At 72.4% G+C, this 23,663-nt stretch carries 18 protein-coding genes; 15 read left to right on the top strand and 3 right to left on the bottom strand.

The features are described 5' to 3' along the window. The first annotated feature begins 12 nt into the window (after window positions 1–12). From Asi03nite_RS24590 to Asi03nite_RS24575, 4 genes are read left to right on the top strand one after another with little or no spacing between them, the layout of a single operon-like run. Window positions 13–981, top strand: a complete 969-nt coding sequence (locus tag Asi03nite_RS24590) for an ABC transporter substrate-binding protein (RefSeq protein WP_203682818.1) — start codon at window positions 13–15, stop codon at window positions 979–981. Next, window positions 978–1,766 carry an ABC transporter permease gene (locus tag Asi03nite_RS24585; RefSeq protein WP_203682817.1) on the top strand — a complete coding sequence of 263 codons (789 nt, stop codon included), beginning with the start codon at window positions 978–980 and terminating at the stop codon, window positions 1,764–1,766. Before Asi03nite_RS24590 ends, Asi03nite_RS24585 begins: the two co-directional genes overlap by 4 nt. Continuing rightward, window positions 1,766–2,542 carry an ABC transporter permease gene (locus tag Asi03nite_RS24580; protein WP_203682816.1) on the top strand — a complete coding sequence of 259 codons (777 nt, stop codon included), beginning with the start codon at window positions 1,766–1,768 and terminating at the stop codon, window positions 2,540–2,542. Before Asi03nite_RS24585 ends, Asi03nite_RS24580 begins: the two co-directional genes overlap by 1 nt. A 10-nt stretch (window positions 2,543–2,552) precedes the next feature. Then, on the top strand, window positions 2,553–3,329 hold the full coding sequence (locus Asi03nite_RS24575; RefSeq protein ID WP_203682815.1) for an ABC transporter ATP-binding protein: 777 nt from the start codon (window positions 2,553–2,555) through the stop codon (window positions 3,327–3,329). Window positions 3,330–3,372: 43 nt separating this feature from the next. Here Asi03nite_RS24575 and Asi03nite_RS24570 read toward each other — a convergent pair whose 3' ends face one another. Continuing rightward, window positions 3,373–4,971, bottom strand: coding sequence for an alpha/beta hydrolase (locus tag Asi03nite_RS24570; protein ID WP_203682814.1), 1,599 nt, complete (start codon window positions 4,969–4,971; stop codon window positions 3,373–3,375). Between the two features lie 210 nt (window positions 4,972–5,181). Here Asi03nite_RS24570 and Asi03nite_RS24565 point away from each other — a divergent pair, with 210 nt between their 5' ends. The 11 genes from Asi03nite_RS24565 (at window position 5,182) to Asi03nite_RS24515 (ending at window position 19,205) form a co-directional block, all read left to right on the top strand. Next, on the top strand, window positions 5,182–6,687 hold the full coding sequence (locus Asi03nite_RS24565; RefSeq protein ID WP_373872158.1) for a M28 family metallopeptidase: 1,506 nt from the start codon (window positions 5,182–5,184) through the stop codon (window positions 6,685–6,687). A gap of 209 nt (window positions 6,688–6,896) precedes the next feature. After that, window positions 6,897–7,478, top strand: a complete 582-nt coding sequence (locus tag Asi03nite_RS24560; RefSeq protein ID WP_203682812.1) for a DUF2510 domain-containing protein — start codon at window positions 6,897–6,899, stop codon at window positions 7,476–7,478. A 321-nt stretch (window positions 7,479–7,799) separates the two neighbouring features. Next, window positions 7,800–8,279 (top strand): hypothetical protein, encoded by a 480-nt coding sequence (locus Asi03nite_RS24555; protein ID WP_203682811.1) that lies wholly within the window; start codon window positions 7,800–7,802, stop codon window positions 8,277–8,279. A gap of 14 nt (window positions 8,280–8,293) precedes the next feature. Then, on the top strand, window positions 8,294–8,947 hold the full coding sequence (locus tag Asi03nite_RS24550) for a class F sortase (RefSeq protein ID WP_203682810.1): 654 nt from the start codon (window positions 8,294–8,296) through the stop codon (window positions 8,945–8,947). 156 nt (window positions 8,948–9,103) lie between these two features. Further along, window positions 9,104–10,963, top strand: coding sequence for a pectate lyase-like domain-containing protein (locus tag Asi03nite_RS24545; protein ID WP_203682809.1), 1,860 nt, complete (start codon window positions 9,104–9,106; stop codon window positions 10,961–10,963). A gap of 45 nt (window positions 10,964–11,008) precedes the next feature. Then, complete coding sequence (locus Asi03nite_RS24540) at window positions 11,009–11,359, top strand: hypothetical protein (RefSeq protein WP_203682808.1); 351 nt, start codon at window positions 11,009–11,011, stop codon at window positions 11,357–11,359. Between the two features lie 61 nt (window positions 11,360–11,420). Further along, window positions 11,421–12,068: a DUF4332 domain-containing protein gene (locus Asi03nite_RS24535; RefSeq protein ID WP_203682807.1), complete on the top strand. Its 648-nt coding sequence runs from the start codon at window positions 11,421–11,423 to the stop codon at window positions 12,066–12,068. 127 nt (window positions 12,069–12,195) lie between these two features. After that, a complete protein-coding gene (locus tag Asi03nite_RS24530) occupies window positions 12,196–12,504 on the top strand; it encodes a hypothetical protein (protein ID WP_203682806.1) in 309 nt (102 codons plus the stop codon). A 268-nt stretch (window positions 12,505–12,772) separates the two neighbouring features. Continuing rightward, a complete protein-coding gene (locus Asi03nite_RS24525; RefSeq protein ID WP_203682805.1) occupies window positions 12,773–17,026 on the top strand; it encodes a beta-propeller fold lactonase family protein in 4,254 nt (1,417 codons plus the stop codon). A 16-nt stretch (window positions 17,027–17,042) separates the two neighbouring features. Further along, the gene (locus Asi03nite_RS24520) at window positions 17,043–17,774 is read left to right on the top strand and encodes an endonuclease/exonuclease/phosphatase family protein (protein WP_203682804.1); all 732 of its coding nucleotides are present in this window, start codon (window positions 17,043–17,045) and stop codon (window positions 17,772–17,774) included. Between the two features lie 36 nt (window positions 17,775–17,810). Further along, window positions 17,811–19,205: a transaminase gene (locus tag Asi03nite_RS24515; RefSeq protein ID WP_203682803.1), complete on the top strand. Its 1,395-nt coding sequence runs from the start codon at window positions 17,811–17,813 to the stop codon at window positions 19,203–19,205. A gap of 39 nt (window positions 19,206–19,244) precedes the next feature. Here Asi03nite_RS24515 and Asi03nite_RS24510 read toward each other — a convergent pair whose 3' ends face one another. Continuing rightward, window positions 19,245–22,703, bottom strand: coding sequence for an NB-ARC domain-containing protein (locus Asi03nite_RS24510; protein WP_203682802.1), 3,459 nt, complete (start codon window positions 22,701–22,703; stop codon window positions 19,245–19,247). Window positions 22,704–22,741: 38 nt separating this feature from the next. Continuing rightward, on the bottom strand, window positions 22,742–23,663 hold a 922-nt coding region (locus Asi03nite_RS24505), incomplete at its 5' end, for a hypothetical protein (RefSeq protein WP_203682801.1).

The raw sequence follows: 23,663 nt of genomic DNA, 5'->3' as shown, positions 1-23,663 counted from the left end.
GGAGGAACAGATATGCGGCGGCGTTTGATCGCGGGCCTGACACTGGCGCTGGTGGCCAGCACGGTCGCGGCCTGCGGTTCGGACAAGGACTCGGGCGGCTCCGGCACCTCGTCCGGCGGCGTGGACAACGTGACGGTCGGAATCATCCCGATCATCGACGTCGCCCCCATCTATCTGGGACAGTCGAAGGGCTTCTTCAAGTCGCGCGACATCGAGCTCAAGCTGGAGGCCGGCCAGGGCGGCGCGGCGATCGTGCCGGGTGTGGTCAGCGGCCAGTTCCAGTTCGGCTTCTCCAACCTGACCTCGCTGATGGTGGCGCAGACCAAGAACGTGCCGGTCAAGGTGGTCGCGGCCGGCGTCTCGTCGACCGGCGAGCAGGGCAAGGACTTCGGCGCCGTGGTGGTCAAGGGCGGCAGCCCGATCAAGACCGCGAAGGACCTGGCCGGCAAGAAGATCTCGGTGAACACGCTGAAGAACATCGGGGACACCGCGACCCGCAACTCGGTGCGCAAGGCCGGCGGCGACGACAAGAGCATCGACTTCGTCGAGATGCCGTTCCCGACCATGCAGGCCGCGCTGGAGGGCGGGCAGATCGACGCCGCCTGGGTGGTCGAGCCGCAGCTCTCCTCGATCAAGGCGGCCGGTGGCCGGGAGGTGGCCTCCACCTTCGTGGACGCGGCGCCGGACCTGACCATCGCGGCGTACTTCACCGCGCAGAAGCTGATCGCCGACAAGCCCGACGTGGTCAAGCGCTTCACCGAGGCCATGAACGAGTCGATGACCTACGCCGACGCCCACCCGGACGAGGTCCGCCAGATCCTCACCGCGTACACCAAGATCGACGACAAGACCCGCGCCGCCGTGGTGCTGCCCAAGTGGCCCACCGAGATCAACAAGGCGTCCGTGCAGACCGTCGCCGACCTCGGCACCCAGGACGGCATCTTCGCCAGCGCCCCGGACCTGGGCAAGCTCCTGCCGTGACCTCCGCACGCCGTGGTGGCAACCCGGCCCGGCCCGGCCTCGCCGGGTTGGCCGGGTTGCTGCTCATCGTCGAACTGCTGCCGCGGCTGCGCCTGGTGAACGACCGGTTCCTGCCACCCACCAGCCGGATCGCGGCCGCGCTCGCCGACGAGGTGAGCACCTCCACGTTCTGGCACTCGCTCGGCGAGACCCTGTACGCCTGGGCGATCGGCCTGGTCGTCGCGGTGGTGGCCGGGGTGCTCGCCGGTCTGGTGATCGGCTCGGTGCCGCTGCTGCGCGCGCTGACCGCCTCCACTGTGGAGTTCCTGCGGCCGATCCCGTCGGTGGCGCTGATCCCGCTCGCCGTGCTGCTCTACGGCACCCAGCTGGGCTCCACCCTGCTGCTCGTCTGCTACGCCGCGTTCTGGCAGGTCCTGGTTCAGGTGCTGTACGGGGTGGCGGACGTCGACCCGGTCGCCGAGGAGACCGCGCGCAGCTTCCGGTTCTCCGCGTGGGGCCGGGTGCGCCACGTCCTGTGGCCGACCGCGCTGCCGTACGTCTTCACCGGTTTCCGCCTGGCCGCCTCGGTCGCCCTGGTCCTGACGGTCACCGCCGAGCTGGTGATCGGCGCGCCCGGCCTGGGCAAGGAGATCGCGACCGCGCAGAACTCCGACGCGGTGGCGACCATGTACGCGCTGATCGTGGTGACCGGCGCCCTCGGCGTGGTGATCAACCTGTTGACCCGGACCGGCGAGCGCCGCCTGCTCGCCTGGCACCAGTCCGTCCGCGGCGAGGTGACGGTCTGATGGACGTACTCAAGAAGATCGGTTCCGCCGTCGCCCTTCCGGTCCTGCTCTTCGCCGGCTGGTTCCTCCTGAGCGACGGCAGCGCCAGCTTCTACGCGCCGCCGCTGCGGCAGATCCTCACGGCGTTCGCCGACACCTGGCAGCCGGAGCGGCTGCGCGCCGACGTGGCGCCCAGCCTGCTCCGCCTGCTCGCCGGCTTCCTGGTGGCCGCCCTGATCGGCGTCGGCCTGGGCGTGGCGGTCGGCCTCAACCGGCGGCTGCGCGCGGTCCTGGAACCGGTCCTGGAGTTCTTCCGGGCCATCCCGCCGCCGGTGCTGGTGCCGGTGATCATGCTGTTCGCCGGGATCGGCGACGGCATGAAGGTGATCGTGATCGTGTTCGGCTGCGTCTGGCCGATCCTGCTCAACACGGTGGAGGGGGTGCGCGCCGTCGACAGCGTGGTGCTGGACACCGCCCGGGCCTACGGCGTGACCGGCCCGGCCCGGCTCACCCGGGTGATCCTGCCGTCGGCCTCCCCACAGATCGCGGCCGGTCTGCGCCAGGCCCTCTCCATCGCGATCATCCTGATGGTGATCAGCGAGATGTTCGCGTCCAGCAACGGCCTGGGCTTCGCCGTCGTGCAGTTCCAGCGCAGCTTCGCGATCCCGGAGATGTGGAGCGGGATCATCCTGCTCGGCCTGCTCGGCTTCGCGCTCTCGCTGGTGTTCCGCCTCGCCGAACGGTGGGCGCTGCGGTGGTACGAGGGGCTGCGCGCGACGCGGCGCCGGGCCGGTTAGGAGGGCCAGGATGCTCGAAGTGAAGGGCCTGCGGAAGGTCTACTCGTCCGGTGGCCGGGAGGTGGAGGCGCTGCGCGACCTCACCTTCACCGTCGACAACGGCGACCTGGTCTGCCTGGTCGGCCCGTCCGGCTGCGGCAAGACCACGCTGCTGCGCTGCGTCTCCGGCCTGCTCATGCCGACCTCCGGGGAGGTCAGGGTGGGTGGCAGGCCGATCACCGGGCCGCCGCCGGGCATGGCCGTGGTGTTCCAGGAGTACGGCCGGAGCCTGTTCCCCTGGATGAACGTGCGCGACAACGTCGAGTTGCCGCTCAAGCAGAAGAAAGTGGACCGGTCCCGCCGCCGGCAACTGGTCGACACGGCGCTGGACGCGGTCGGGCTCAGCGGCGCCGCGTCGGCGTACCCGTGGCAGCTCTCCGGCGGCATGCAGCAGCGGGTGGCGATCGCCCGGGCGGTCGCCTACGAGCCGGAGACGCTGCTGATGGACGAGCCGTTCGCGGCCGTCGACGCGCAAACCAGGGCAGATCTGGAGGATCTGGTCCGGTCGCTGTGGCAGCGGCTCGAGGTGACGGTGCTGTTCGTGACCCACGACATCGACGAGGCGGTGTACCTGGGCCGCCGCGTGGTGATGCTGTCGTCGTCGCCGACAGTGGTGCAGGACGAGCTGGTGGTGGACCTGCCGGCCGAGCGGGACCAGCTGCGCACCCGGGCCGATCCGAGGTTCGTGGAGCTGCGGACCCGCGTCTACGAGCAGATCCAGCTGGCGAAGAGAGCCGCGGCCGGGTGACGCGGGGTGGGGTCCGGGCGTCGCCGCCCGGACCCCAGGCGTCTCAGCGCAGGGCTCCGGACTCCTGGAGCGCCGCGCGGGCGGTGCCGGCCACCTTGGCCCGCAGGGCCGAGGCCGCGGTCGGGTCCGGCTGCGGAACCGGCGCGCACTGCTTGTCGGACCGGTTGCCGTTCACCCGCGTGGGCAGGGCACCGGTCGCCAGGTAGTCCGCGATGGTGTCGTCCGTGCAGGCCACGCCGTTGAGCGAGCCGGCGTGCGTGGTGCCGCCGACGCCCTCGATCAGCACCGACCTCGCGAAGCGCTTGCGGACCTCGAGAGCGCCGGAGTACGGCGTCGCCGCGTCCTTCGTCTCACTGATCAGCAGGAAGGCGGGCGCCTTGGCGCCGTTGATCTGCACCGGCTTGCCCGGCTTGGCGCCCCAGTTGATGCAGGGCACGTTGTACCACGCGTTGTTCCAGGCCATGAACGGGTGCTTGGCGTAGATCTTCCAGTTGTCCCGCAGCCACTTGGACCAGGCCGTCGGCCACTGCACGTCGCTGCACTGGGTGGCCAGGTACATCGCGTAGTTGTTGTCCGCGCCGGGAGCGCCCGGCTCGGCGTAGTTGGCCAGCAGCAGGGTGGCGTCCTTCTCGTTCACCCAGGCGGCGAACGCGTCGGCGACGTCCTGCCAGCCGTAGACGTAGTAACCGGCGGAGACGAAGAGGTCGTTCCACTCGTCCGGCCCGATCTTGCCAGCCGCCGGCTTCTTGCGCAGCTCGGCCAGCGTCGCGTAGTACTTCGCCTTCACCGACCCGGCTGTCGTGCCGAGGTGGTAGACCGAGTCGTACCTGGCGATCCAGCCGAAGTAGACGTCCATGTTCTTGTCGAACTGGATGTCCTGGTCGAGGTTGGCGTTGTACCAGACGCGGGTCGGGTCCACCACGCCGTCGAAGACCGCGCGGCGGATCTTGTCGGGGTGCAGCGTCGCGTAGACCTGGCCCAGGTACGTGCCGTACGAGAAGCCGTAGTAGTTGATCTGATTGGCGCCCAGCGCCTTGCGCAGGCTCTCCATGTCGGCCACCGAGTCGGTGGTCTTGACGTGGTCGAGCAGCGCGCCGCCGGCCTTGTCGCACTTCTTCGCGTAGTCGGTGGCCTTCTTCAGCCAGGCCTTCTCCAGCGACTTGGTGAACGGCACGTAGTCCGGCCGGTTGTAGCCGGCGTAGTTCACGTCGCAGGAGAGGGCGGGCACGCTGGAGCCGACGCCGCGCGGGTCGAAGCCGATCCAGTCGTAGAAGTCGCCGGCGCCGTTCGGGACCGACTCGCCGATCACCGGCAGGCCGAGGCCGGAACCGCCGGGGCCGCCCGGGTTGGTGAGCATGACGCCCTGGTATCGGGCGGCGGTCGACTTGTGGTTGATCCGGGACACCGCGATCTTGATCTTGGTGCCGCTCGGCTTCGCGTAGTCCAGCGGGACGACCAGGAAACCGCACTGGGCGTTACGGGCCTTGAGGCTCGCCCGGGTGCAGGTGCCCCAGTTGATGGCTGGTGGGGTGTAGCCGGCGCTGTCATGGCTGCCCGCAGCCGCGGCGGCGACCGGGATCGTACCGGCGCCGACCAGCAGGCCGACCGAGGCGGCAATGGTGGCCGCCAGAATTTTCCGCATCCCTTGCCTTCCGTTGTCGATTCGCCCTTTTCGCCGCGGCGGGCGCGGGCGATCTTCGCAGCCTAGTAATCCAGAGATGGACATGTGACACAACCATCACGGCGAATTTTCCGGACGGGTCGGCTCCGGGAATAGGTAGTTATTGATATGACCTGTGCGCCCATGACAAATGTCATGCTCGTCGATGCCTCTTTACCGAAGGGACATCCCGTGCGAGCAATTCCCGTCCTCGGCGCCGCCGTGCTGATCGCCGGCCTGGCCGCCGCTCCCGCCCAGGGCGCGGCCGCCACCCCGGACATACCGGTGGCGAACGTCAAGGCCCATCTCGCCCAGCTGCAGAGCATCGCCACCGCCAACGGCGGCAACCGGGCACACGGCCGGCCCGGCTACCTGGCCTCGGTCACCTACGTGAAGAACCTGCTGGACGCGGCCGGCTTCACCACGACCCAGCAGAGCTTCACCTACAACGGGGCGACCGGGTACAACCTGATCGCCGACTGGCCCGGCGGCGACACCAGCGACACCCTGATGATCGGCGCGCACCTGGACAGCGTCACGGCCGGCCCGGGGATCAACGACAACGGCTCCGGCTCGGCGGCGAACCTCGAGGTCGCGCTGCAGGTCGCCCGCTCCGGCTTCCAGCCCGCGCGGCACCTGCGGTTCGGCTGGTGGGGTGCGGAGGAACTGGGGTTGCGCGGGTCCACCGCGTACGTCAACTCGCTGTCCAACGCGCAGAAGGCGGCCATCGGCGGCTATCTGAACTTCGACATGGTCGGATCCCCCAACCCCGGATACTTCCTGTACGACGGCGACAACTCGGACAACACCGGATCGGGTCCCGGCCCGGCCGGCTCCGCGCAGATCGAACAGACCCTGGCCGCCTACTTCACGTCGATAGGCGTCCCGACTCGCGGCACCGACTTCGACGGCCGCAGCGACTACGGCCCGTTCATCGCCGCGGGCATCCCGGCCGGCGGCATCTTCACCGGCGCCGAGGGCACCAAGACCTCCGCGCAGGTGGCGCTCTGGGGCGGCACCGCCACCCGGTTCGACCCCTGCTATCACGCGTCCTGCGACACCACCGCGAACATCAACGACACCGCGCTGGACCGCAACTCGGACGCCATCGCGTACGCGGTCTGGACCCTGGCCGACGGCGGCACCACTCCCCCGCCGACCGGCTCGACGGTCTGGTCTGACGACTTCGAGACCGCCAAGGGCTGGACGGCCGGCGCCGCCGACACCGCCACGTCCGGCCGGTTCGAGCGCGGCGACCCGGAGGCCACCAGCAGCTCCGGCGTCACCACCCAGCTCGGCACCGCCGCCGGCGGCACGTACGCCCTGGTCACCGGCGCCGCGGCGGGTGCCAGCGCGGGCGCCAACGACCTGGACGGCGGCGTCACGACGCTGACCTCGCCACAGATCAGCCTGCCCACCGGCACACTGACGCTGAACCTGTCCTGGTACCTGGCGTACCTGAACAACGCGACGAGCGCCGACTACCTGCGCGTCCGCGTCGTCTCCGGCGGTACGACCACGACGCTGCTCACGGTGAGCGCGGCGGCGGCGAACAAGGCCGCGGCGTGGACGGCGGCGGCCGCGAACCTGTCCGCGTACGCCGGCCAGACGATCCGCCTGCAGGTGGAGGCCGCCGACACCGGAACGGCGTCGCTGGTCGAGGCCGCTGTCGACAACGTGGTGATCACCAAGTCCTGACCGTCCCTCCGGCAGGAAGCCGGTCCTCGGCGACCTGGGGTGCCTCGGCACACGAGGCACCCCACCCCCGGCTCCCGCTCGGCGTTCGGGTCCCGGAGTGCTCCCGGGCGCGGGCGATGCTGGTCACCGAGCGGTTGTCTAAGGGTCGGGCGGGACGGTCCGATGGTGTGGGCCGTTGCTGGACCGCAGCGGAAACGAGGACCGCACCGATGACGAGCGCCGCGCAGCCTGCCGGCTGGTATGCCGACCCGAGCGGCCTGCCCGCGATCCGCTGGTGGGACGGGCAGCAGTGGACCGACCACCTCCAGCCCGGCGCGGCGGCGCTGCCGCCGGCCGCCGGGCTGGGCGGGTACTTCCCCGCGGCGGCGCCGTCCGGGCCGCTGGTGCCGGGGCCGCACACGGTCGCGCCGGACGATCCGGAGTCCGCGGAGATCTTCGCGACATCGAGCGCGGCCGCCGGCGCGACCTTCCCCGCGGCGCTGACCGGCGGCGCGGGCACGGGGTCGACCGGCGGCGCGGGCGCCGGGTTCCGGGACGGGGCGGTGCCGGTGCCGGCGGCGGAGCACATCGACTACAGCATGCCGCCGGTGGACGGCGGCTCGGCCACGTTCCGGGGCAACGGGCCGGACGCGGTCGGCGAGGCTCTGTCCGCCTTCGGGACCGGCGCGCAGGTCCCCGACAAGCGACCGGCGGCCCGGCACGCCACCGGCCTGCTCACCCACCCGTTGCTGCTGGCCACCCTGGCCGTCGTGATCCTGGCCGCGATCGTCGCCCAGGCCGTGCTGCTCTAGCCGCGGCAGGTGCATGCGACCGGCCACCGGCGAGTCGGGCCTCTCGATCGACCACGGCGCGCGGTCGTGCCGGGCGCCCGGGGCGCACTCCCCGGACGGGTGATCCGCCTTTCCTGAGACAGTGCGATGAGCAGCGGGAACGCGCCGGGCGAGGGTTCGAAGGGGTGGTGTCGGCGACCGGACAGGAGCGGAGGGCAGCCCCGGGGGAATTGAAGACCGTACTGTCTGGGTACTTGACGGCCATCGAAGCGAGCGGCCGGCGGGATCCACGAACGACAGATCCCGGACCGCCCGGCCGGCGCACCCGGGGAGGTCACGACCATGGCCGAACACGCAGCGCCCCAGCGGCGCACCTGGGCGGTCGCGCTGGCCGCGGTGGTGCTGCTGTTGATCCTGCTGGCGTTGACGTTGTCGTTCTGCGACAGCAACCGCGGGTCCGGCACGGCGGCGGGTCCGGGAACCACCGCGACCACCACCGAGACGCTGCCGCCGGTCACCGGGCCGGCCTCGCCGGGGACGCTGTCGCCGAAGACGACAGGACCGGCGGCGTCCGGGACGCTGTCGCCGAGGACGACACGGCCGGCGGCGTCCGGGAACGATCCGGCGGCGGTGGCGGCCGCCTCGCCGTCGAAGGCGTCACCCCGGTCGACCACCGGACGCATCCCGGCGGGCGGGGTCGACGCCGGGGGCGGCAGCGGGCTCCCCGGCCGGCGGACGTCGCTGCTGGTGGCCGGGGCGTTCCTGCTGGTGGCCGCGGCGGTGACGGCGCGGTTCGCGGTCAGCCGCACGGCGCGGCGCTGAGTCCGTACACCATCATGGACCTCCGGATCCGCAATCCGCGCGCCGCGGCATTCTCCCTGGTCCTCGCCGTTCTCGGCGGCACCGTTCTGGTGCTCGGGCTACTCACCGACGACGCGCTGCCGCCGCCCCCGCAGACCGAGGCGCTGGCCTGGGAGAACGTCCCCGCGCCGAGTCCCAGCGCCAAGCCTGCCAGGTCCGCCGGGAAGGGTCTGCGGCGCTCCGCGCCGGCCCGGCTGGAGATCTCCGCGATCGGGGTGAGCACCCCGGTGACCGCTATCGGTCTGCGCCGGGACGGCACGCTCGACGTGCCGCCGCTGCGCTCGGACGCCCCGGCCGGCTGGTATCAGGGCTCGCCGACGCCGGGCGAGCCGGGCCCGGCGATCATCGTCGGTCATGTGGACACCGCGCGGGACGGGCCGGCGGTCTTCTTCCGGCTGCGGGAGCTCACGGCCGGCGACGTCGTCGTGGTACTGCGCTCGGACCGCACCACCGCCCGCTTCACCGTCACCAAGGTGGCGAGTTACCTCAAGAAGGCGTTCCCGGGCGACGAGGTCTACGGTCCCACCCCCACGCCGTCGTTGCGGCTGATCACCTGCGGCGGCTCGTTCGACCGGGCGCGCGGCAGCTACCGGAGCAACATCGTCGTGTTCGCCAGGGCGATTCCGTAAGCGATTCCGGTACCGGTTCCGGATTCTGGTTCCGGAACCTGGGCAGCTTGCCCGCATTGGCGGGTGTATGCGCTGGGACGCCTCTTGACATGGGGCGGGCCGATTGCTTCCGTGACCTGGATCATTGCGATCTTGTTTCGGAAGGGGCTCCTTCGCATGACGACCATTCGCCGGCGCGCCACCCTGCGCCGGACCACCGCCGGAGCGTTCGCGCTCGGCTTGGCCCTGACGGCGGTGACGGCGCAGGCCGCGCCGGCCGCCGCGCATTCCAAAACCAATTCGCCCGATCTGGGCAAGAACGTCACCGTCTTCGACCCGAGCCAGCCGGTCAGCGAGATCCAGGCCACCCTGGACGCCGCGAACGCCAAGCAGGTCGACAACGAGATGGGCACCGACCGGTACGCGTTCCTGTTCAAGCCGGGCACCTACGGCACCGCCGACCACCCGCTGCAGATCAAGGTCGGTTACTACACCGAGCTCGCCGGCCTGGGTGCGAACCCGGGCGACGTGGTGATCAACGGCAAGGTCGAGGTCTACAACCGCTGCCTGGAGAACGGGGGCACCGGCAACTGCCTGGCCCTGGTCAACTTCTGGCGGACGGTGGGCAACCTGACCGTCAACATCAACGGGACCGGGCAGGACGGCTGCCGGTCGACGGCGAACTTCTGGGCCGTCTCGCAGGCCGTCTCGCTGCGCCGGGTGCAGTTCGCCAACGGCGGGCTGTCGCTGATGGACTACTGCACGGCCGGCCCGCAGTACGCGTCCGGCGGCTTCATCGCCGACAGCAAGCTGCCGGCCACCACGAACGGCTCGCAGCAGCAGTGGCTGACCCGCAACAGCGAGGTGGCGAGCTGGTCGAACGGCGTCTGGAACCAGGTGTTCTCCGGCGTCGTCGGCGCTCCCGACGACTCGGCGTTCCCGAACCCGCCGTACACCACGCTGGACAAGACCCCGGTCAGCCGGGAAAAGCCGTACGTGTTCGTCGACGCCAACGGCAAGTGGCAGGTCCGCGTCCCGGCCGCGCAGCGCGACACCGCCGGTGTCACCTGGGGCTCGGCCGGCCGCAACGTCCCGCTCTCCGACTTCTACGTCGCGAAGCCGGGCGACTCCGCCGCGAAGATCAACCTGGCCCTGGCCCTCGGCAAGAACCTGCTGTTCACGCCGGGTCTCTACGACATCGACCGCAGCATCGACGTGTGGCGGCCGAACACCGTGGTGCTGGGCCTGGGCCACGCCACGCTGACCGCGGTCAAGGGCTCCACCCCGCTGCAGATCGAGGACGTGCCCGGCGTGGTCGTCGCGGGCGTCACCATCGACGCCGGCACGCAGAAGTCGTCAGCGCTGCTGCGCGTCGGCCGCACCCACGGCCTCGGCCTCACCACGCCGAGCAACCCGACCACGCTGCAGGACGTGTACTTCCGCGTCGGCGGCCCGCACGTCGGCAAGACCGGCACGGCGCTCGAGGTCAACAGCGACGACGTGCTGATCGACCACACCTGGGTCTGGCGCGCGGACCACGGTGTCGAGGGCTTCACCGGCGGCGACACCGAGCGGTGGAACACCAACATCGGCACGTACGGCGCCGTCATCAACGGTGACGACGTGACGGCGACCGGTCTGTTCGTCGAGCACTTCCAGAAGTACAACACCGTCTGGAACGGCAACCGGGGCAAGACCGTGCTGTACCAGAACGAGCTGCCGTACGACCCGCCGACGCAGGCGGACTGGATGAACGGCTCGGTCGAGGGTTACGCCGGCTACAAGGTCGGGGCCAAGGTCAAGACCCATGAGCTGTACGGCGCGGGCGTCTACGTCTTCAACCAGAACAACCCGTCGATCCACACCGAGAACGGGTTCGAGGCCCCGCGGACGCCCGGCGTGAAGTTGCACCACATCATGACCGTCAACCTGGCCGCCGGCACGATCGACCACGTCGTCAACGGCGTGGGGGACCCGGCCGACACCACGAAGATCGGCGTCCCGGTGTACGTGACGCAGTACCCGGCCGTACCGTAACAAGTCGGTTTTGATTGCCGCGGTGGTCACCCTTCATCTCGGAGGGTGACCACCGCGTTTCTCGTCCTCACCACAGTGGTCGCCTTCGGGCTGATCCGGTTCGCGGACCTGACGGCGCTGGGCGGGACCACCGCTCTCCTGCTGCTCTGCGTGTTCACTGTGGTCAACGTGGCGGTGCTGGTGCTGCGGCGGGACCGGGTGCCGCACCGGCATTTCCGGGCGCCCCCGGCGATCCCGGTGCTCGGCGCGGCGGCCTGCGCGTTCGTGGCCAGCCCGCTCAGTGGACGGGCCGCGGCGGACTACCGGGTGGCCGGGATGCTGCTGGTGGTCGGGATCGTCCTGTGGGCTGTGACGTACCTGGCGCACCGGCATGTGGACCCTGCTCGTGGCTACTGAAGGTGATGTGCGAAGCTGCCCGCTACCACATGCACCCTCATCTCCTGCCCGGAGGCCCGATATGGCAGAAATTCTGTACGTTCTGGTCGGGCTCGTGATCGGCCTGATAGCCGGATGGTTCATTCGTGGTCGCCGCGGTGGGGTCGAACCGGCCTCCGCGACGGCTGCGCCGGCTGCCGCGAGCGAGACCGCTTCCCCGTCCACCTCCTCCGCCGGTGTTCCGGCGGCCGCGGTGGCCGAGCCGCCGGCTGCCGCGGAGCCGGCGTCCTCCTCGGAGGATGTCACCGAGCCGATCGCGGTTACTCCTGAGCCGGTCGCCGCCCCCGAACCGGTCACCGCCCCTGAGCCGGTCGCCGCCCCCGAACCGGTCGCCGCCGCCGAACCCGTCGCCGCCCCCGAGCCCGAGGAGTTCATCGACGAGCCGATCGCCGAGGACGCCGAGGAGTCGTCCCCGATCATCGAGCCGGTGCCGGTTGACGAGCCCGCCCCGGCCCCGGTCCAGGAGCCGGACGACCTGACCAGGATCCCGGGCATCGGCCCGAAGGTCGCGATGGCCCTCGCCGCGGCCGGCATCACCACGTACGCCAAACTGGCCGACGCCGACGCGGCAGACCTCAAGCAGGCGATCGCCGCGGCCGGCATGCGCGGCTCGGCGAGCCTGGCCAGCTGGCCGGCGAAGGCCCGCGAGCTGGCCACCCCGGCAGGCTGACCGACCGGGCCCGGCCTTCTCCGCGCGGCCGGGCCCGCAAAATCCTCCGGAAATAGTTGCAGGTCAGGAGCGCCCCCGCCGATGTGAGGGGCTGTCCGGTTGCCAGTATGTTCTCCAGGGGGTCACGATGACCGCGATCACCGCCACCGCTTCGTCCGACAACCACGCCGCCTGGGCGCGTCTGCAGACGTCCCGCCGCCAGCTCGCCGCGGACCTCATCCCCGTGCAGGCGGACGCGCAGACCATCACCTCGGACCGGGCCGCGGTCGCCGCCGCCGAGGCCGAGGTGGCCCGGATCGAGGGCGTGCGGACCGTCACCGCCGGCAAGGTGGCCGCGGTGGCCGTGCAGGCCGAGAGCGCCGCGGTCGCGGAGGCGCAGACCGCGCAGGCCAAGAAGGAACTCCCGTTCGGCCGCGCCCTGGACGTCACCGTCTGATCCCCGGCTCCGGCCCGGTCCGTGACGGTTTCCGGCGCCGCCGGCTCGGGCTGACGGATCCCGGACACCGGATCCGGTGAGTTCGGCACACCGGGGCGTCCCCGCCGCCAGTTCCGCGCAAGACCACATGGGACCTGCTGGATCGCCGCACAACGGCCGGGACCCGACAAAGATCAACAGCGGAAGGTCATCGAACGCGGACAGTTCGTAATCTTCCAGGGGTTCCGGCTCGGCTCCGAACGTCGCACCATGGACCAAGGGTGATGCGATGAGCGGGCGACGGCTGGCGGTCGTGGTGACCGTCGAACACCACGACGACACGGTCCTGCGCAGATACGCGGTGCCATCGGCGGACGTGCGGTCCCTCGCCGCCGCGCTGGGCGATCCCGGTCTGGGCGGCTTCGACGTGGAGTTCCTCCAGGACCCGGAGACGTGGGACGTCTACCAGCGCCTGCAGGCGTTGTGCGACGGCCGCACCGGCGCCGACACGCTGCTGGTCTACTTCCGCGGCATCCTGCTCACCGGCCCCGGCGGCGGCCTCTACCTGGCCACCCCGGACACGGTGATGCAGCGCCCGGCCGACACCGCTGTCGACGTGACCAGGCTCGACGCGCTCATCCACCGCAGCCAGGCCGGCCAGGTCATGATCATCCTCGACGGCCGTACCGGCGGCCCGGTCGACGCCGGCGCCTACTTCCCGGCCGCCCGAGCCGCCGAGGCCCGCAGCCGGGTGGTGATCACGGCAGCGGCCCGCCCGGAGCCCCCCACCTTCGCCGGCCTGCTCGCCGACGGCATCCGCGGCGGCGCCGCCGACCGCGACCGCGACGGCTACACCGGCATCGACGAGGTCCTGGACCATCTGCGCCAGCGCGACCCGACCGTGCGCCACTGGGTCTTCGGCTCCGGCCGGCAGCCGTACATCTCCAGGGTCCGCAAACCCGGCAGCGACCAGATGGCCGCCATCGCCGAGCTGGCCGCGGCCGCGGCCGGCGCCGATCTCCAGCAGGCCGCGCAGGCGCGGGCCACGCTGGGCCGCATGGCCACCGGCAACGACCGGGTCGCCGCCGCCGCTTCCGCGGCGCTGCGCCGCACGTCGCTGCGCCTGGCCGAGCCCGCTGTCGACTTCGGCCGGGTCTCCCCGGGGACCCGGCAACTGACGGTACGGGTCCAGCTCATCGGTCCCCCACTGATCGCCAGCTCGCAGGTCACCACATCAGGCGACGGGGTACACGCCAAGCTGGACGGCGACCACCTGCGCATCTCCTGGTTCCCCACGGTCGGCCGCCTGGCCGGCACGGTCACCGTCGAGGGCCCGGCCGGCGCCGCCCGCCTCCCGGTCACCGGCGAGGTCTCCGACGACTACGTCGACGCCGCCCCTTCCCCGGCCGCTCCCCCGCCCCTGCCGTCCTCCCCTCAGCCGCCACCTTCCCAGCCGTCGTGGCCGCAGCCGTCGCCTCCTCCGCCGGCGTCCGCCCAGCCGTCGTCTCCCCAGCTCACGCCGCCTCGGGTGCTGCCTGCGCCACCACCGCGGTGGTACAGCGGAAACGACGCCCAGCCCCCGGTTCCCGCGCCACCCGCGGCGAGCCCGGACCAGCCCGGCCCCGGCTCACCCACCGGCAGCCCGCACGACGTCCGGCAGGACAGTCCCGCAGCCGGCCGGCACGTCTGGCCCGGTGCGCCCACCGGCCCCCAGCCCCACTGGCCCGGGGTCCAGCCGGGGCAGCCCACGTCGGGCGCCCCCACCGGTTCCTGGCCCGCCCCGCCCCAGCTGAGCACACCCGTCGACCCCTGGCCGGACGCCCCGGCCTCCGGCGTCCCGGCATCCGTCCCACCGGTCCCGTGGCCTGGCACTTTCGAGACGGGAGGCTCCGGACCGAGTGCCGCCGTGCCGGGCATCATTAGGCCAGGTGCCACCACGCCGGCTGCCACCGCGCCCGGTGCCGGCGGACCAGGCGCCGCCTCGCCGGGTGCCACCGCGCCCGGTGCCGACGGGCCCGACTCCGCCGGGCCCGGCGCTTCCCCTTGGCAACCCGCGCAGGCCGCAGCCGCGCCCGCTCAGCGAGGTCAACCGCCGCAGGTTGCTCCAGCGCCGCCGGCGCCCGGCGAGGAACCGACGGTCCAGACCCCGCACGGCCCGTGGTCGGGCGCGCCCCAACGGCCAGGAGCGACACCTGGCTCCCCGCCCGCCGAGGATCCGTCCCCGCCGAGCGGCGCCTGGTGGCTCCCCTCTCCCGAAGCCGGCCGACCCGCTCCGCCCGCGGTCGCGCCGGATCAGCAGGCCGATCAGCCGGCGACCGAGCCCGGACAGCGGATACCCGAACCAGCCATCCCGGTCGAACAGCAGACGGCCGCCCCAGCCACCTCGGTCGGGCAGCGGACAGCGGACCCCGCAACCCCGGCGGAACAGCGGACACCGGGCGACCCCGACATGGGCGAGCACTCCGCGGCTGCGGCAGAAGGCGAGGCGGATCCCCGGACCGCAAAAGATGTCGAGGTCCGAGACGAACCACCCGCCGGGACCGGGGTCCAGACGGCCAGCATCTGGCCGGGCTCCCCGGCGGAACCGTCCACCCGCGCGGAAAGTCTGGGTCCCTGGCCCACGTCGCCGATCCCCGCGGCCGCGCCGACCCCCGGGCCCGTCGCGAGCACCGACGAAGCCAGCGGTGCGGGACATCCGCAACCCGCGTCCTCCGCGGACAGCAGCACGAACCAGGAGGGGACGGCCGCCCCGGGAGGATTCGTCGGAGGCTGGCTCGCCACCCAGGTATCCGCGAGCCGGCAGCGATCCGCAAACCAGCAGGATCAGGGAAGTCGGCACGACCACGAAAGCGAGCAGGACGGCGGGGAACAGCGGGATCCAGGTGATCAGCACGACCGCGGGGACCCGCACGACCGCGGGGCCCAGCCCGGACCCGGAGGCCGATCCGCGCTGCCCTGGGAAGCGGGTTCCGCCGCGGCGGCAACCGGCGGCTGGCCCACGCCGCCGACCGGCAGCGATGCGGCCGCCACCGCCGGCACGAGCGACACCGCCGAGCTGGCGGGGGCGACCGGGCAAGCCGGTTGGACCATGCCGGACAACCGGACTGCCGGCACCGGAGGCGCCGGGCTGGCCGGTACGCCCGGGGCCGGCGGGTGGCCCGGGGCGGCGACGGGCCAGGACGGCTGGCCAGGAGCAGTGGCTGAGCCAAGCGGATGGCCGGGTCCGGCCCCGGACGCCGGTGACCGGCCGTCGAGCGGCGGCCCGGTGATCGCGCCGGGCGGACCGGGCGGCGGAGGCAACGCCGCTTCCGGGGGCGTGGCGAACCCCGCGTGGCCGACCTCGCCCGCGGGATGGCCGGCCTCCCCCAGTTGGGGACAGCCGCCCGGCGGGAACAGCCCGACCGCGTACGCCACCAATCCGCCGGGGAACCGGCGGCGCCTGCGGGTCGCCGGGATTCTGCTTCTCGCGCTCATCCTGGCGGCCGCGGGTTATCTGGGCATCAGGTACACCTCCGGGAAGGGAAAGAGCGACGCCGGGACGGCGCCGGCCGTCACACAGAGCCGGGCGCAGCCCGGGAATCCCGGGACCGCGGCGTCGGCGATCCCGACCGAGCCGACCGCCGCGATTCCGGCGAGCCTGGCCGTCCCGGTCGTGGTGGACACGATCGAGGGGGTCGGGCGGGAGCCGGAAGGAGTGGCCGTCTCACCGGACAGCCGGACCGTCTACGTCGCGGACCAGGGTGCCAGGCAGGTGTTCTTCATCGACGCGGGCAGCGGGAAGGCCACCCCGCTCGCGGTGCCGAACACACCGCGTTTCCTGGCGCTGTCGCGGGACGGCGCCCGGCTCTACGTGTCGATGTTCGAGGACGACTTCAGCGCCAACGCGATGGCCGTCATCGACACCGCCAGCCGGAGCGTGATCACCTCGGTGAAGACCGGGCCGCGGCCCTTCGAGCCGGCGGTGGCGCCGGACGGGCGGGTCTGGCTGCCGATCCACAACGGGGCCCGGGTCGAGATCTACGACGGGGCGACGCTGGCCAGGCGGTCGCAGATCAGCGTCCCGCCGAACCCGCACTGGATCGACTTCACACCGGACGGCACCCGCGCCTTCACCTCTGATCACGAATCCAACAAGATGTCGGTGATCGACACCAGGACGCTGAAGGTGCTGGCCAACCTCTCGGTCGGCCGGTCGCCGCACAGCGTGGCGGTGACGCCGGACGGCAGGACCGTCGTGGTCACCAACTACGACGTCAACACCGTCGAGTCGTACGACACCAGGACCCTCAAGCTGACCAGGCGTTACCAGGTCGGCAAGCTGCCGCAGGCGGTGATCGTCTCGCCGGACGGCGTGCACGCCTACGTCGTGAACGAGGGCTCGGACACCCTGTCGGTACTCGATCTCCAGACCCGGAAGGTGACGGCCACGATCGAGGTCGGCGACAGTCCACGGGTGGTGGCGCTGTCCCGGGACGGCCTGCGGCTCTTCGTGACAGCGGGACGGGACGGGGCGGTCACGGTGCTGCGGGCGGCCGAGGGCTGACCGGTAGTCTCGCCGGATGCGCCTGCTGACCTTCAACGCCCTGTTCACCGGGGACGTCCGGCCACGGCTGCGGGCGCTCGGCCGGGTCCTGCGGGAGTCCGACGTCGACATCGCCTGTCTCCAGGAGGTGTTGTACCGCAGCACCGCGCGCCTGCTCCGGCGGCATTTTCCGCATTCGGCGTGCGCGGGCGCCGTCGTACTCAAAGGCGGTCTTGTCCTTCTCTCCCGTCTGCCCGTCCGGCGCCCGCGGTTCGTCCGGTTCCCGATGAGCGGGCCGCCGCGGCCGGAGTTCCTGATGCGCAAGGGCGTGCTGATCGCGGAGATCGGCGACCTGGTCGTGATGAACACGCACCTGTCGGCGAACCGCGACGACGACTGGTCGCCGGGCAACCGGTTCAGCTCGGTGGCACGCGCCGAGCTGGAGGTGCTGGCGGCTGAGCTGGCGGCGATCGACCGGTCACGTCCGGTGGTGGTGACCGGTGACCTGAACCTGCCGCGGGACTCGGTGGCGCTCGTGGACTTCCGCCGGAGCGCCGGGCTGGCCGACGCGATGGCCGGTGACCCGCGACCGACATATCGCCCGTTGCCGCAATGGCCGAATCCGCCGGCATTCGATCACATCCTTACGCGCGGGTGCGCCGCGGAGCACGCCGATCTGGTCCTCCAGGACGAGGTGGTCCTGCCCGGCGGGCGACGTGCGCACCTGTCCGACCACTTCGGAGTCGCCGCGGAAATCCACCTCGCGTAGGTCTCCCGGCGAGGATTCGGCTGGTAACTTCGCCGCATGGCAACGGAATCCGGCGTCGATCGCGGAAAACTCAGCAGGCTGGCCGAGCGTGAGCGGGCCGCCTTCGCCGAGCGTCACCCGCGCTCGGCGGCGGCCTACGGTCGCGCCGATCATCTCTTCGGGCGCGTCCCGATGACGTGGATGAACAAGACCGCGGCCGGCTTCCCGGTGTACCTCAGGACCGCCAGGGGCAACCGCCTCACCGACCTCGACGGCAACGAGTTCATCGACTTCTGTCTCGGTGACACAGGTGCGATGGCCGGCCATTCCCCCGCCGCGGTGGTCGCCGCGGTGACCAGACGGCTCGGTGAGCTGGGCGGCGCCACGACGATGCTGCCGACCGAGGACGCCGCGGTGGTCGGCGCCGAGCTGGCGAGCCGGTTCGGGCTGCCGTTCTGGAGCTTCGCGCTGACCGCGACCGACGCGAACCGGTGGGCGATCCGGCTGCTGCGCGCGGTCACCGGCCGGCCGAAGGTGCTGGTCAACAGCTATTGCTACCACGGCTCGGTGGATGAGTCGCTGATCGTCGTCGGTCCCGGCGGGCACGGCCGCAGCCGGGAGGGCAACGTCGGCGCGCCGGTCGACGTGACCGAGACCAGCCGGGTCGCCGAGTTCAACGATCTGGCCATGCTGGAGCGCGAACTGGCGCACGGCGACGTCGCCGCGGTGCTGATGGAGCCGGCGCTGACCAACATCGGCATCGTGCTGCCCGAGCCCGGCTACCTGACCGGTGTCCGCGAGCTGACCAGGAAATACGGCACTTACCTGATCAACGACGAGACGCACACGTTCTCCGCCGGCCCGGGTGGCGCGACCCGCTTCTGGGATCTCGCGCCGGACGTGCTGACCATCGGCAAGGCGATCGGCGGCGGCGTGCCGGTCGGAGCCTACGGACTTTCCGCGGAACTGGCCGACGCGCTGACCGGGCGCGCGGACCTCGACCTGGTCGACATGGGCGGTGTGGGCGGCACGCTGGCCGGCAACCCGGTGTCGATGGCCGCGACCCGGGCGACGCTGGAGGAGGTGCTGACCGAGGGCGCGTTCGCCACCATGATCACGACGGCGTCGGCGTTCGCCGACGGAATTCAGAAGATCATTTCGGCGTACGGCGTTCCGTGGTCGGTGAGCCGGCTGGGCGCCCGGGTGGAGTACAGGTTCGCCGATCCCGCCCCTCGCAACGGCACCGAGTCGGCGGCGAGCGCCGATGCCGAGCTGGAGGACTTCCTGCACGTCTACCTGGCGAGCCGAGGGGTGCTGCTGACCCCGTTCCACAACATGGCGCTGATGTGCCCGGCGACGACCCTGGACGACGTCGCCCGCCACCACGAGATCTTCGACGAGGCGTTGTCGGAGCTCACCGGCTCCCAGCGGTCCTGGCCGGTGCGGCGGTGACCGGGATCGCCCTGGTCGGCGCGCAGGCCGGTCCCGCTGTCACCCGTCGCCGGGAGCGGGACCCCGCTGTGCCGGAGTCGGCCCTGGCGGGCGGAAGGTGAACGCGTAGATCCCGCGGCGTCCGGCGGCGTAGAGGTCGGGACCGTCGGGCGCCCAGGCACACTCGAAGAGCGCGCCGTCCACCCGCATCGCGGCCACCGGCTGCCAGCCCGGCGCGCCGCCGGGAGACGCGGCGCGCGAGGCCGCCGGGAGGGCCCTGCCACCGCGCAGGACCGCTTGCCGCACGCCGGACAATGTGGACATGCGGGGCGCGGTTGCGCCGAGCGGCCGGATTCGCAGTTCGCCGGTCCTGGTCGTGGTGGCCAGCCACTGCCCGTCGGGGGAGACCGCGCCGTGGCTCACCGGGCCGTCCGGAAAGTCCGCGGTGGCGATCGGACGCAGGCCGCGGGCCTCGAAGAGGGAGACGCCGAAGGCCCCGATCACCGCTATCCGGCTCCCGCGTCCACCGCGAAGCAATCCGAGTCCCTGCCGACGCGCGCTGTCCCGCAGCGCCCCGCACGCCTGCCCCCACGCGCCTTCGCGCAGCACCGCGAACGCGCCCCGGCCCTCGGCCGCCGGCCGGCCGGCCGCGCCCGCCGGAGCCGGGCCGACGACCTGGATCGCCAGGGCGCCGCGCATGGACCCGACCGGGCGAACCCGGCCCTTCCGGTAGTGCCAGAGATGCAATCCCGCATCGTCCGCGAAGACCAGCCGATGGTGCGGCAGGAAGGCGGCCGCCCGGATCGGCCGCTCATGCACCGTGCGGAAACTCTCCCCGTCCGGCACGGACCGGACCGTCAGCTCCCCCTGCTCACCCCAGGCCGCGAAGAGCTCCGCCGAGGCCGCACACCCGGACGCCCCCGGCAGCACCTCCGCCTCCCACACCTGATCCGCATGCCGCAGAACGACAGTGCTGTCGTCCCGCGCCGCAACGATCCAGGATCCATCCGGCCCGACGACGCAGCGCCGGACCGGCCACTCGCCGCTCCAGATCGCCGTCCCGGCACCGTTGCGCCAGCACCTGACCGCCCCGTCCTCGCCACCGCTGACCAGCGCGGAACCGGAAACGGCGCAACTGTTCACCCAGTCGACCGGCCCGCCCACCGTTTCCTGCACCAGCCGCGGCAGATCCCAGAACCGGATCGTCCCGTCACTGCCCGCCGTGATCAGCGTGCGCCGGTCCGGGCCCACGACGCAGCCGGTGACCCAGCTCGGATGCGCCCGCACCGCCGCCACCTCGGCGCCGTACCGATCGAAGATCCGCACCGTGCCGTCCTCGGCGCCCGAGATGATCCGGTCGCCGGAGGCCGCCATCGCGCTGACACACCCGCGATGCCCACCGAGAGTCACCGGCGTCCCGCCGCCGCGCAGCGGATGCACCCGGATCTCCCCGTCCGCCCCACCCACCGCCACCCATTCGGCACCGACCGCGAACCCGGTGACCGGGGCCCGTCCCGCCGCCACGAACGTCTTGCGCCGCCCGATGCGCAGCTCGTGCCCGGCCACCGCGCCGTCCTCGGTGATCGTCAGCACCCGGTCGTCGTCCAGGAACGCGCAGCCGACGAGCTTCTCGCTGCCCCGGTGCCCGAGGATCCGCCAGTTCCCCGCGACGTCGAGAACGATCAGTTCCCCGCTCGCACTCACCGCGGCGATCCGGTGGCTGGAGGGTGCCGCCGCGCAGCCGAGGATCTCCCCGTCGACCGCCCACAGGGTGCGTTCCTGACGTCTGCGGACGTCCCACAGCCGCAGCGTCCCGTCCGCCCCGGCCGACGCGATCATCGCTCCGTCATGCGTCGCCACCAGTGCTTTCACCGCGCCGATGTGCCCGGTGAGGCGGGCCAGCACGGTTCCCTGAGTCCAGTCGTGCAGGGTGATCACGCCGGTGTCGCCGCCCGAGGTGGCGATCCAGTCGGCGTTCGGGGAGATCGCCACGCGGTCCAGCCATCCGGAATCCCCGGTGATCACCCGGAGGAGGCTGTCCGGCCCGACGTCCGGAAGTGGCCATCGGGCGGTCAGGCCGGCACGGGACCGCCGCTCGGCCGCGAACGCGGCGACCTCGGCGGCCAGTTCGGGCGCCCCGGCGAGCCGGGAGAGCAGCACGTCGGTCAGGGACTCCGCGGGATCGATCGAGTGCAACAGATGCGCGCCCCGGGACAGCCGGGCGCACAGGGCGGCCGCCCGCGGATCCGGCATCCCGGCCAGGTCGGCGACCGCCGCGGCGACCCCGAGCAGCGAGATCTGCACAGCCAGCCGCCGCACCTGCGTCACTGTCGCGAACAGCTCATCCCACCACCGCGCTTCGCGCAGGTGGAAGGCCAGGTGACGCCAGAGGTAGCGGTCCGATGGCGACAGCGTCCACCACGGTGCGCCGTCGCGCGGCCGGACGGCCTCCACCAGGGAGCGGTTCACTTGAGCGATCTCGTGGTCCGGGAGGCGATTGCGGAGGTACGCCCGGAGCACGTCGGACAGGCGCAGAGCACCCCGTTCCCGCTCCACGAGGCCGAGCCGGGCGAACGCCGTACACAAGTCGCCGGTTTCCGCGGAGGACAAGCCGCCGGCCGCCGCCCACAGCGACCCCAGGACGGCCTCCGGGATTCTCCCGCCCTGCGGAAAGATCCCCAACTCCAGGTAACGCCGCCGCTCCGGGTCGGGCAACGGGTCCAGCGCCGCCGTGACGAACGCGTCGACGGCCCGCTCCCGTTCCCCCGGCACGGTCAGGTCGAGCGCCACCCAGCCGTCCGCGCCGAGCCGGTCGATCAGCTGGTGGGCGGCCGTTCCGCCGCGGAGGATCCCGTTGGCGATCGCGGTGAGAAGCGGCCAACGGCCGGTCAGCGCGTGCAGCGCGGTGCGGTCGGGCAGTGGGAGGCCGGGCAGGTCCCGGGTGAGCAGCGCGGTCGCCTCGTCGTGGGTCATCGCGCCGACGTGGACGCTGGGGATCTCGGCGGGGAGCAGGCCGCTCACCCGGGTCGTGATCAGCAGGCGGCCGCCGCCCAGGAACGGGCCGAGCTGTTCACGCGTCCACACGTCGTCGACGATCAGCAGGGTCGGCGGGCGGCGCCGCAGTTCGGCGGCGAGCAACTGTCCCGCCCGGGCCGGGGTGACCACCCCCGGGCGGTCCCCGGTGAGACGGTCGAGCAGGCCGGTGATCAGGGCGGCGAGCGCCGGGCCGGTGGTCTCCTGGCCGACCGCCGCCCACAGCACGCCGCCGGGGAACTCGTCGCCCAGGTCGCGGGCGACCTGACGGGCCAGGGTGGTCTTGCCGATGCCGCCGATGCCGTGCAGGGCGACGTCCCCGGCGCGCAGCCGTTCCCGCAGCCGGGCCCGCATCGCGGTGCGCTCGACCAGGCCGTCGCCGGGGCCGGCCGCCGCCGAGGGCGCCGGCCGCGGTTGCGGAACCGGCGCCGGGTCCAGATTGCGCAGGCGACCGGCCCATCGCCGCCGCTGTGTCCCGTCCGTCACGGTGAGACCAACGGCGCGGCGACGGGCAGGTCACTCGGCTATTTCTTGACCAGGTTCCGCAGGCTGGTGACCGAGACGTGGTCGCTCACCTTGGCGTAGATCTTCTTGTCGTCGCCGACCAGCACGGAGTACGGGCAGGTGGTCTCGTCGCCGTCGAGCTTCTTCTCCAGCAGCAGCTTGTGCGTGGCGACCTCGTAGACCCGCAGCCGCCAGGTCGCGCGGTACAGCGTGACGGTGTCCGGCTCCGGGTCGTCGTACTTGCAGGAGCGGATCTTCGAGCCGGCGCCGGTCCGGTCCAGGCACGCGGCCAACTGCACCTGCGCCGGGCTGCGCGGCGCCCAGGTCTGTTCGTCGGACTTGGCGGTGCCCTCGTCCCGCAGGTAGTAGACCGGGTTCTGCCAGCGGACCGATTCCGGGCCGTCCTTGATCAGCAGGACCACCGGGTGCGGGGCCTTGCCGGCGCGTTTCGGGGCGTCCGGGAAGAAGGTGTTGTCGTCGCAGACCTGGTTCAGGTCGTAGATGTCCTTGGCGGCGGCGCCGGCGGCCACCGGGCCGGTGGACTCCGGGATCGGAGCGTCGCTCGGCCGGACCGTGGGGAACGGGAAGCCGGAGGGCAGCGTGAACGGCTGGTCCTCGTCGAAGCGGCTGGTCTCGTCGTCGATGCGGTGCTGCAGGTTGTAGACGCTGGCGCCGCAGAGCAGGGCGATCACGACGACGACCGCGACGATGACGGCGGCCAGGACACCGCCGCGGCGGCGGCTGGCCGGGGAGGCCGGCGGCGGGGGCCAGCCGGGCGCGCCGTACTGGCCGGCGGCCGGGTAGGAACCGGCGGGGTACGCGCCGGGCGGCGGGTAACCGGCGGGCGGGTAGCCACCGGCCGGCGGGTAACCGGCGGGCGCACCGGGCGGCGGGTAGCCACCGGCCGGTGGGTAACCCGCCGGGGCGCCGGGCGGCGGGTAA

The organism is Actinoplanes siamensis (genome assembly GCF_016862395.1).
Taxonomy (GTDB): Bacteria; Actinomycetota; Actinomycetes; order Mycobacteriales; family Micromonosporaceae; genus Actinoplanes; species Actinoplanes siamensis.
This window is presented reverse-complemented; position numbering and strand designations above follow the sequence as displayed.